The organism is Campylobacter sp. RM9333, assembly GCF_020137705.1.
GTDB lineage: Bacteria > Campylobacterota > Campylobacteria > Campylobacterales > Campylobacteraceae > Campylobacter_E.
Genome location: NZ_JACGAY010000012.1, coordinates 42,058 through 52,031, shown reverse-complemented (window position 1 = coordinate 52,031; position 9,974 = coordinate 42,058). Strand labels below are relative to the sequence as shown.

At 27.6% G+C, this 9,974-nt stretch carries 11 protein-coding genes; 6 read left to right on the top strand and 5 right to left on the bottom strand.

The window, feature by feature from the left end:
• From AVBRAN9333_RS05705 to AVBRAN9333_RS05690, 4 genes are all read left to right on the top strand, one after another.
• Positions 1–1,599 (top strand): autotransporter outer membrane beta-barrel domain-containing protein (locus AVBRAN9333_RS05705; protein WP_336609583.1); only part of this gene is annotated, 1,599 nt, incomplete at its 5' end.
• Positions 1,600–1,692: 93 nt separating this feature from the next.
• Positions 1,693–2,031, top strand: a complete 339-nt coding sequence (locus AVBRAN9333_RS05700) for a TfoX/Sxy family protein (protein WP_336609582.1) — start codon at positions 1,693–1,695, stop codon at positions 2,029–2,031.
• 156 nt (positions 2,032–2,187) lie between these two features.
• Complete coding sequence (locus tag AVBRAN9333_RS05695) at positions 2,188–3,063, top strand: permease (RefSeq protein ID WP_336609581.1); 876 nt, start codon at positions 2,188–2,190, stop codon at positions 3,061–3,063.
• A gap of 8 nt (positions 3,064–3,071) precedes the next feature.
• Positions 3,072–3,377 (top strand): ArsR/SmtB family transcription factor, encoded by a 306-nt coding sequence (locus AVBRAN9333_RS05690; RefSeq protein WP_214115774.1) that lies wholly within the window; start codon positions 3,072–3,074, stop codon positions 3,375–3,377.
• A 12-nt stretch (positions 3,378–3,389) separates the two neighbouring features.
• Here the strand turns inward: AVBRAN9333_RS05690 and AVBRAN9333_RS05685 are convergent, their stop codons facing one another.
• The 5 genes from AVBRAN9333_RS05685 to nth form a co-directional block, all read right to left on the bottom strand.
• Positions 3,390–4,730: a sodium/glutamate symporter gene (locus tag AVBRAN9333_RS05685; protein ID WP_336609580.1), complete on the bottom strand. Its 1,341-nt coding sequence runs from the start codon at positions 4,728–4,730 to the stop codon at positions 3,390–3,392.
• A 178-nt stretch (positions 4,731–4,908) separates the two neighbouring features.
• A complete protein-coding gene (locus tag AVBRAN9333_RS05680) occupies positions 4,909–5,097 on the bottom strand; it encodes a hypothetical protein (protein ID WP_214115772.1) in 189 nt (62 codons plus the stop codon).
• Between the two features lie 212 nt (positions 5,098–5,309).
• Complete coding sequence (locus AVBRAN9333_RS05675; protein ID WP_214120121.1) at positions 5,310–6,110, bottom strand: YihY family inner membrane protein; 801 nt, start codon at positions 6,108–6,110, stop codon at positions 5,310–5,312.
• Positions 6,107–7,351, bottom strand: a complete 1,245-nt coding sequence (locus AVBRAN9333_RS05670) for a ComEC/Rec2 family competence protein (RefSeq protein ID WP_336609579.1) — start codon at positions 7,349–7,351, stop codon at positions 6,107–6,109. Before AVBRAN9333_RS05670 ends, AVBRAN9333_RS05675 begins: the two co-directional genes overlap by 4 nt.
• Positions 7,314–7,955 (bottom strand): endonuclease III, encoded by a 642-nt coding sequence (nth, locus tag AVBRAN9333_RS05665; RefSeq protein ID WP_214115769.1) that lies wholly within the window; start codon positions 7,953–7,955, stop codon positions 7,314–7,316. The genes AVBRAN9333_RS05670 and nth overlap by 38 nt, the downstream gene beginning before the upstream one ends.
• A 74-nt stretch (positions 7,956–8,029) precedes the next feature.
• Here nth and AVBRAN9333_RS05660 point away from each other — a divergent pair, with 74 nt between their 5' ends.
• Together AVBRAN9333_RS05660 and fbaA are read left to right on the top strand one after the other, a co-directional pair.
• Positions 8,030–8,839, top strand: coding sequence for a peptidylprolyl isomerase (locus tag AVBRAN9333_RS05660; protein ID WP_214120118.1), 810 nt, complete (start codon positions 8,030–8,032; stop codon positions 8,837–8,839).
• A 9-nt stretch (positions 8,840–8,848) separates the two neighbouring features.
• Positions 8,849–9,898, top strand: a complete 1,050-nt coding sequence (fbaA, locus tag AVBRAN9333_RS05655) for a class II fructose-bisphosphate aldolase (RefSeq protein ID WP_214120117.1) — start codon at positions 8,849–8,851, stop codon at positions 9,896–9,898.
• Positions 9,899–9,974 lie beyond the last annotated feature (76 nt).

Below are 9,974 nucleotides of genomic sequence, written 5' to 3'. Positions count from 1 at the left end.
GAATTAGATAATCAAGGTGGTGAAAAACAACCTGCAGAAGATAATAAAGATAGTGAAAAACAACCTGAATTAGATAGTCAAGGTGGTGAAAAACAACCTGAATTAGATAATCAAGGTGGTGAAAAACAACCTGAATTAGATAATCAAGATGACAATCAAGACCCATCAGTTGATACAAAAGACCCTGATGAGCCGAAGAAAGAAGGTCAAGTCGATGAAAATCAAAAAGATGAAGCAAGTAAAGAAGATGGTTTAAAAGCTGAAGATAAAAAAGAAGAAGTTAAAGAGCTAGAATCAAGTAAAGAAGATGGTTTAAAAGCTGAAGATACTCCAAAAGTAGATGAAGCTCCAAAAGTAGATGAAGCTCCAAAAACTGAAGATAAAAAAGAAGAAGTTAAAGAGCCAGAATCAAGCAAAGAAGATACAAATAAAGAAGATGCAAATAAAGGTGAAGAAGATAGCAAAAAAGATGAAGCTACTAAACCAACCAAACCTGACGTAAGCACACCAGCTGTCCCAGAGAAATCTCCTGAAGAAGTTAAAAAAGAGCAACTAATCAAACAAACAGAAGAAATAGTAAAAAATCTAGGCAATCTAGGAAATATGGCAAAAGATAAAGTAAATGAACTTGTAACTATCCTAGTAGATAGCGGAGTTAGTGATTTAGCTACATTTAATGCAAATAAATTAGACGCTACTACAAAAGCAAAAGTTCAAACAGCAGCAAATGCAATAGCAACAAAAGTAATTGATAATGAAAAATCAAATATCACAAGCAATGCTTTAGGTGCGTTTAATGTGCAAATTAATAATATGAATAAGCGTTTAGGTGAGATTAGGGGATTAAATTCTGATATTGGAACTTGGTTTAGAGCTTATGGCGGAAGATTTAGCAATAGTAACAATCATATTAATTTCTACTCAACTCAATTTGGTGCTGATAAGATGACTAATTTAAGTGATGCTGATGTGATAACTGGTGCAATGATAGGATTTGATAAAGTTAATGCTGATACTAAGGCAAATGGCTTTAATATTGGTGTATATGGAAGTTATATCCATAATAATGGTTTATTTGTTGATAGCGTTTTAAAATATGCAAATACAAGCTTTAAAAAGACTGGCGTAGAGTTTAAAAAACAAAACTCTGTATTATTAAGCGTTGAAGGTGGATATAGAGCTAAGATTAATGAAAAAGCTTATGTAGAGCCAAGTTTAGAAATAATCACTGGTCGTGTAGGTAAATATGAAGCTAAGAGCAAGGCTAATACAATAAGTGTTAAATCATTTACACCAATTATGATTAAGCCACAAGTTTATACAGGTATAGAGCATAAAGACTTTGTATTTAGAGCTGGAGTTGGTGCTGTAGTTAATGCGAAAAAACAAGAAGCTGATATAGTAATCAATAATATCGTAAATGGAATTGATGCAAAAGCTAAAACTAAGTTAAATAGCAATAATCACGGATTTGCAAGTGTAGGTGGTAGCTATAAAGTAAATGATAATCTAAGAATTAATTTAGGCGTAGAAAAGAGCTTCGGAAGTAAGTTCAAAAAAGACTATGAAGTAAATGCAGTTATTAGATATACATTCTAATTTGTTTAAAGCTTAAGGTATTTAAACCTTAGGCTTTAAAATAAAAATAATTTAGTATGATATTTTTATATTTAAATTATTAAAGGAGTTTTGATGGCTACAAGTAAGGATTATTTGGAGTATGTTTTAGACTTGTTTGATGGATTGAATATAAGATATAAATATATGTTTAGTGAATATATGCTGTATTATAAAGATAAGGTTATAGGTGGTATTTTTGATAATCAATTACTATTAAAACCTACAAAATCAGTGTTGAAATACTTAAATGAACCTACTTTTTTATTGCCTTTTAAGGGTGCAAAAAATGAGATGGTTTTGTTTGATAAAGAAGATAAAGAGCTTTTGAGTATGATTGTAATAGCAATGGTTGATGAATTGCCAAATCCTAAAAAGAAGCTTAAAAATAGTATAAATTGTATTAGTAATTAAAATATTTATAAAAATTCTTAATTTTAAATTCTCATAGCTATTTTGATTGAAATCTTGTGAAAAGTATTTAATATATTTATAATATATCAAGATAACTTGATATTTAGAATACTATAATAAATTTTCAAAATTATTTTATTTTGAAAAAGGATTTTTATGGAATTTACAAGTGAGAAATTATTAGAAACTTTTTATGAGTTTTTGTTTTTAACTGCTGAAATAAGCTTTTTATTTATTTTTATCAATATGATTATGTTTTATATTAATTCAAGATATAGCTTTAATAAATATTTAAAAAATAATGTTTTTTCATATTTTATAGCAATATTTTTAGGCTCAATTACTACTTTTTGTTCTTGTTCAACTATACCTGTTTTTAATTCTTTAATTAAAAACAATATTAATCACGGAGTAGCTAGTGCTTTTTTACTAACTTCGCCATTAATTAATCCTATGCTAATTACTATGCTACTTAGTGCATTTGGTTTTAGCATAACTTTTTATTACATTATTTATATAGTTATATTTGTATTTATTATAAGCTATTTAATAGGTTTAATACCTGCAAGATTGCTATTAAAAGATATTGTAACTAGAGAATTTCAATTTAATCAAAATACCAAGCTTAATTTGTATGAATGTTTATACAAGTCTTTAAAATCATATAAGGATATTTTTTATTATGTATTATTTGGTATGTTAATAGGTGCTTTTTTGCATAATTTTATGCCTGTTGAATTTATTAAAGATTATTTATCTAGTTTTGGAATTTATGGTATATTTTTGGCTAGTTTTGTTGGTTTGTTGCTTTATATACAAACTTGCTTGATTATTCCATTGGGAGTAACTTTAATAAATGTTGGGTTTCCTATCGGTATATTTTTTAGTTTTTTAATAGCTGGTGGGGGTTGTTCTTTACCTGAATTAATTTTACTTAGGTCAATGTTTAAAATTCGTATGATGATAATATTTATCATTAGTATTTTATCAATGGCAAATATTTTTGGAATTTTACTTTATTTATTTTATTAAGGATTAAAATGAAGAATTTATTAAATTATACAGCAGCTATAAATGATGAAACTAGGCTTAAAATTTTAGCTTTTTTAGATATTCATAAAAAATGTTGCGTATGTGAGATATGTGAGAGTTTTGAAATGCTTCAGTCTAGGATTTCAAGGCATTTAAAGATATTAAAAGATGCTGATTTATTAATAGCTAGTAGAGATGGGGCGTTTATTTATTATGAGATAAATTATGAAAATACTAAAGAGATTTTAGAGCTTTTAAAAAAGGCTAATTTTACTTTACCTGATTTAAAAACCCCAAAAGAATGTAATTCCTAGAAAATCTAGGAATTAAAATAAAAATCCAACAAAGCCATTAACAATAAGAGCATTTACAATATCTACTAAAAATCCACCCATAATAGGAACGATAATAAATGCTATTTTGCAAGGTCCGAAGTGATTTGTTACTGTTTGAAGATTTGCAATCGCAGTTGGAGTTGCACCCATACCAAAGCCACAATGTCCTGCTACAAGGCAAGCTGCTGCGTAGTTTTTGCCACAAATAACAAAGGTTACATATCTTACATAAATAATAATCGCTATTGTTTGAATTATTAATAAAACGCTGATTGGAACAGCTAATTTTATAAGTTCAACGATATTTAAAGTCATAATTGACATAGCAAGGAATAATGATAAAGCCACATTTCCTATCACACCTACTTCTCTATCAAATACTTTATGAATATTTAGTGAGCTAAAGCCATTTCTAATAATAATACCTGAAAACAAACACCAAACGAAAGTAGGTATGCTATCAAAGAAGCTTAATATTCTATTTGATTCCTTGGTTACTACACCAGTTACTGGATCGGTTACTTCATGTATAGTGATTATATTTAAAAAATTACATAAATAATCAATAACGTTTCCTGCTACCAAAGCAAGTGCAATTAAACTTAAGCTTGTAATAAAACTATCACTTGTAATTAATCTTACTTTTTGCGGACTTGTAAATGCTTCATCGCTTGATTGTTCACTACTTTCTACTTCATCGCTTTTTAGATTAAATTTCTTTACTAAGTAATTAGCCATAGGACCACCAATTAAACCACCTGCAATAAGTCCATAAGTAGCACACGCCATTGCTATATCAGTTGCTTGTGCGAAATTATAAGGTGCTTCTTGAAATGTAGCTCCCCAAGCAGCCCCAGTTCCGTGTCCACCACTAAGTGTAATTGAGCCACCAAGTAAGCCTATTAATGGATTTTCACCCATAGCACTCATTACTCCAACACCAATTGCGTTTTGAACTACTAATAGAGCAAAAACAGCAATTGAAAAAGTAATTAGTAATTTCCCGCCCTTTTTGATACTATCAAAATCAGCACTAAGCCCAACCGTTGCATAAAATGCTAACAAAAGTGGGGTTTTTATATCTTCTGCGAATTTGATTGTAAAATTTGCATAATAACTAGATAAGAATAAAATAAATGCTACTATGATACCACCAGTTACAGGCTCTGGAATATCGTAATTTCTTAAAAAGCTAGAATATTTAGTAATTATTCTACCCAAAATTAAGACAAGCATAATACAAATAAATGTGCTATAAAAATTAAGTTCAAGCACACTAGTGCCATTATCATTGCTAAGCAAAGTTGCAATACCGAGATTGATTTTTTCCATTAAAACTCCTTTTATTAAATCGCTTTATTTTGTCTTAAAATATTTAATTTGTTACAAATATAAGCAATTAATTTTGTTTTTTTAAAAAAGTGAGTAATTTTGTAATAATTTTGAGATTTTATTTAATAAAGTTTTGATTGATATATAAAGAAGAGCTACCTAAAAGGTAGCTTAGAAATTATTTGCTTTCAGCGTCTTTTTTTTCTGCTTCTGGCTCAACTGCAACTGCTTGTGCGTTTGCATCAGCATTTTCTACTGATTGAGTTTGTTCTACTGGTTGAACTTTTGTAGCGTCTGTATTTTCTTCTGCGAATAAACCTGCACTAAATGCACCTAAGATAGCTGTTAAAACTAATAACTTTTTCATTTTTTCTTCCTTTTTAATTAAAATGCGCCGGCATTCTACTCCTACAATCTTAAACTTTACTTAAAAAAAATAAATTTTGAAAAAATATTCTGAAATTCCTAATATATAGTCAAATTAGCGATTTTAAATTAGCAAAATATTTATAAAATTATTAAATATATTTATATAATTTAAATTAAATAATTATGGATTTTAAAATAGGAATTTAGTTCCTATTTTATTGATTTTGTTTTTGCATTATCTGTGTTTAGTAAAGAACTAATTCTTACTCCATTAAGATAAATTATCCAAGAAAAATAAAGCCATATAAAGAAAAATAAAACAGCAGAAAAACTACCATAAATGCTAGCATATACTTTATTTAATGATATATAAAATACAAAAAGACTTTTAAAAATGCTCCAAACCAAAGCTACTAAAAAGCTTACTAGAGCTATGATTTTAGGATTTAAATGTTTATTAATTGATATATGAAAACATACAAAAAACAAAGCCCAAATGATTAAAAAAGGTAAAATCCCTAAGAAATTAAATTTAAGTCCTATTGCATCTATATATTTTTGAATTTTATAACTTAAATAAAAGCTAGTTAATAATCCTAAAGGCGCTAGAGTAATTAGCGACCAATATGTGCTAAGCGATGAAAAAAAGCCCTTTTTAGGAGTATTGCTAATGTGCGAGATGGTATTTTCATAAGCATTAAAAAACATAAATAAAGCAAAAACCATAGCGATAATTCCTGCTACATCAAGTTTTGTGCTATTTTGTAAAAATTGCTCTATGTAATTTACAGAATTTGCTTCTTGGTTTGGCAAAATTAAGCTAAATATAAAATTATTTAATTGGCTGCTTTGTTCTTTAAAACTTGGCATATGAGCGAATACAAAAAAACTTAAAGATAAAATCGGAATAATATTTAAAACACTATAAAAAGAAAGCGAGCTAGCGTGTTGTAAAATACCTTTATCACTTACATTAATAATTGTTTTTAAAATGTGTAAAATCTTTTTCATAAAAATCCTAGATAAATAAAAAATATTAAGTTCAAACTTATAACAAAAATTGCTAAATACCTATGAAAAATTGATAAAAAACTAAGTATTAAATAAATGAAAAAATATTTAAATTCTAATTTAAAATTAGTTGCAAACATTTTAAAATCTAAAAATATTAATAAGTATTTATCCAATAAATCTCCTAAATTAATAATATGTAAAAACAAAACTAAAGGATAAAAAATCACAAAAATAGGAGTTAAAATAATCCCTAATAATTGTTGAAAGCTAAGCAATGGAAAAAAGTATAAAACAGGTGCAACCATTGCAAAAAAGGTGCTAAGTTCAAGGCAGATTAGTTTTGTAAGTGAATTAGCATTAAAATGATAAATAAATAAAAATATATAAAAGACCCCAAGGCAAGAGAAGAAAAACCCTACATTAAATAAAAAACTAGGATTAATAGCAATACAAATAAAAAATGCTAAAAATAAATGCGAAAAACTAAGAATTTTAATTGCTCTAATTATAAAATAAAATCCCAAAATAGCCATTATAAATGAGCGAAAATAGCTTGCAACTAGACCAATTTCATAAAAATATAAGGCTAAGATTATGAAAATAATTATTCCTAAATCAAAATGAATTGACCTATATGGGAAAAATCTTTTTTGAAAATACTTATAAATAATTGAAAATATAAAGAAAAATATGGAATAAATAAGCCCTAAATGATAGCCTGATATTGCTAGTAAATGTGCAATCCCATAGTAATTTACGCTATCTCTTAAATCCTTGCTAATGCTTTTTGCAAAAAATAAAGCTCCAAAAAATTGCTTCATAGTTAAATTCTCGTGCTGATTTATAAAATAACTTACAAATGCGTTCTCTTTAATCTCTTCTAATTCTTCTAAAGCATAGCTTGGCAAATAAAATCTAGCTTGTAAGTATTCATAAAAATTAAGCTTATTTTTAGCTGCGAATTTTAAGCTGATTTGATTGGATTTAATTTCTTTTTTAGTAGTTGTGTATATTAAAACATCTTTATATGCAAGTGCTAGAACATAATAACTTTTATTATTTTTAGTTTTTAAATAATTATTGTTTATTTTTAACTCATAACTATCTTGTTCTAAAAACTCGCAAAAATCTAAGAATTTCAAATGCACTTGCAAACAAAATATAGCAATTAAAACAATAAATATTATAAAATAATGTTTTTTATTGATTATTAGAGTTCTTTTGCTCTTTATATTCATCACATAAATCGTTTAAAAAACAATTATTACAATCAGGTTTTTTAGCCTTGCAAATATATCTTCCAAACAAAACCATTCCTTTATGCAATTTATCAAGGTCGGTTTTAAATAGTTTTGTAAGCTCTTTAGCACAATCATTAGGAGTTTTTGCATTTGATATTTTTAATCTTTTGCTAACTCTAAAAATATGAGTATCTACAGCCATTACATTTGCACCCAAACTCTCGCATAAAACCACATTAGCAGTCTTTTCTCCAACCCCTGCAAGATTTATTAAATCATCAAATCTCATAGGTATAATTCCTGAATGAAATTCCACAACACTTTTTGCCATTTTGATAAGATTAATTGCTTTATTTTGATAAAAATTACAACTTTTAATTAATTCTTTTATATTCATTAAATTTGCATTTGCTAAAGAATTTATATCAGGATAGTTTGCAAATAAACTTGGTGTTATTAGATTAACTCTACTATCAAGGCATTGAGCTGATAGCATAACACAAACTAAAAGTTCATAATCATTATTAAAAATTAATTCACTTTTTGCGTTTTTATAATTATTTAAAAATCTATTTTTAATTTCTTTTTCTCTTCTTCTCATAATTACTATCTTACTATTTTTTTACACAATATTTGTAAAATGATATATCAAATCAATTGAAAAAGGAAGATATTATGAAAAAAATTTCATTAGTTCTAGCAGGACTTTTATGTGGTGTAAGCTTAAATGCAGCTGTGGTTGCAACTTATAAAGGTGGAGAAATTACAAGCGATGATTTAGCACCTTATTTAGCTCAATTTCAAATAAGCGATGTAAGTGCGCTTCCAAAAGAAGTTAAAGATGGTTTAATAAGAGATGTATTATCAAAAAGACTTTTTGCTAAAGAAGCTGAAAAGATGAAATTAGATAAAGATGCGAAATTTCAATCAGCTTTAAATAGTGCAAAAGAATTATTACTTGCTCAACAATATTTATTGAAAAAATTTGAAGGTATCAAGGTAAGTGATGCTGAAATTAAAAAATATTATGATGAACATTTAAATGATTTTAAAGTTCCTGAAGCTGTAAAAACTAAACATATTTTAGTTGCTAGTGAAGCTGATGCTAAAGAAATATTAAAACAATTAAAAGGTCTTAAAGGAGATAAATTAGTAGCTAAATTTAGCGAACTTGCTAAATCAAAATCACTTGATAAAGGTTCAGGAGCAATGGGTGGCGATTTACCTTATATGAGTGCAAATGAATTAGTTCCTGAGTTTTTCAACGCAGCTAAAAAACTTAAAAAAGATGAAGTGTCAGAACCTGTAAAATCTCAATTTGGTTTTCATGTAATCTTAGGAGAAGATTTTAGAGCTAGCAGACAAGGAAGCTTACAAGAAGCAACTCCATTTATTGAAAATGGTTTAAAAAATGAAAAACATAAAGAATTAATTAAAAACGAAGTTGAGAATTTGATTAAAAATTCAGGCTTACAAGTTAAATAAGGATTTATAATGGGTGTTTTAGAATTAGTAAAACCAGGTGTTATTTATGGTAAAGATTTAGAGCGTGTTTATGCTTACGCAAAAGAAAATAAATTTGCAATTCCAGCAGTAAATGTTGTAGGAACAAATTCTATAAACGCCGCATTAAAAGCTGCTCGTGAAGCAAATTCGCCTATTATTATTCAATTTAGTAATGGCGGAGCTAGTTTTTTTGCAGGAAAAGATTGTCCTAATTCAGCAGTAATTGGAGCAATTGCAGGTGCAAAGTATGTGCATGAAGTAGCAGCTGCTTATGGAGTAGTTGCTATTTTACATACTGACCACGCAGCAAAAAAACTTTTACCTTGGATAGATGATTTAATTAAGGCAAATAAAGAATTTTATGCAATTCATAAAAAACCTTTATTTAGTTCTCATATGCTTGATTTAAGCGAAGAAAGTTTAAACGAAAATATTGAAATTTCTTGCGAATATTTTAAGAAATTTAACGCATTAGAAATCGGTATAGAAATTGAATTAGGTTGCACTGGTGGAGAAGAAGATGGAGTTGATAATACAAATATTGACAATGCTAAATTATACACTCAACCAAGCGATGTAGCACTAGCTCATAAAGAATTAAGCAAAATTGGGACAAATTATACAATCGCAGCAAGTTTTGGTAATGTTCATGGGGTTTATAAACCAGGAAATGTAAGACTTGAGCCAGTAATTTTGCATAATTGTCAAGAATATTTACAAAAGGGTGCAAAACCACTTAATTTTGTATTCCACGGCGGAAGTGGTAGTGAAGCAGAAAAAATCACTGAAGCAATCAATTACGGCGTAATTAAAATGAATATAGATACTGATACTCAATGGGCATTTTGGGATGGTGTTCGTGAATATGAAGTAAAAAATCACGGATATTTACAAGGACAAATCGGAAATCCTGAAGGCGATGATAAGCCTAATAAGAAATATTATGACCCAAGAATGTGGTTAGTTGCTGGAGAAAAATCTATGCAAAAACGCCTTTTACAAGCGTTTAGCGAGTTAAATTGTATGAATAGGAATTAATCTTGCAAACAATAATTGTTAAAAAGAAGAAAAGTGTATTTTCTTCTTTTTTATTTTTAATCTTTTTACCCTTATT

Excerpts from the sequence above, each read along its gene's own strand:
- AVBRAN9333_RS05660 (WP_214120118.1), top strand. The coding sequence starts at position 8,030 with ATGAAAAAAATTTCATTAGTTCTAGCAGGACTTTTATGTGGTGTAAGC.
- AVBRAN9333_RS05685 (WP_336609580.1), bottom strand. The coding sequence starts at position 4,730 with ATGGAAAAAATCAATCTCGGTATTGCAACTTTGCTTAGCAATGATAAT.
- nth (WP_214115769.1), bottom strand. The coding sequence starts at position 7,955 with ATGAGAAGAAGAGAAAAAGAAATTAAAAATAGATTTTTAAATAATTAT.
- fbaA (WP_214120117.1), top strand. The coding sequence starts at position 8,849 with ATGGGTGTTTTAGAATTAGTAAAACCAGGTGTTATTTATGGTAAAGAT.
- AVBRAN9333_RS05700 (WP_336609582.1), top strand. The coding sequence starts at position 1,693 with ATGGCTACAAGTAAGGATTATTTGGAGTATGTTTTAGACTTGTTTGAT.
- AVBRAN9333_RS05690 (WP_214115774.1), top strand. The coding sequence starts at position 3,072 with ATGAAGAATTTATTAAATTATACAGCAGCTATAAATGATGAAACTAGG.
- AVBRAN9333_RS05670 (WP_336609579.1), bottom strand. The coding sequence starts at position 7,351 with ATGAATATAAAGAGCAAAAGAACTCTAATAATCAATAAAAAACATTAT.
- AVBRAN9333_RS05680 (WP_214115772.1), bottom strand. The coding sequence starts at position 5,097 with ATGAAAAAGTTATTAGTTTTAACAGCTATCTTAGGTGCATTTAGTGCA.
- AVBRAN9333_RS05695 (WP_336609581.1), top strand. The coding sequence starts at position 2,188 with ATGGAATTTACAAGTGAGAAATTATTAGAAACTTTTTATGAGTTTTTG.
- AVBRAN9333_RS05675 (WP_214120121.1), bottom strand. The coding sequence starts at position 6,110 with ATGAAAAAGATTTTACACATTTTAAAAACAATTATTAATGTAAGTGAT.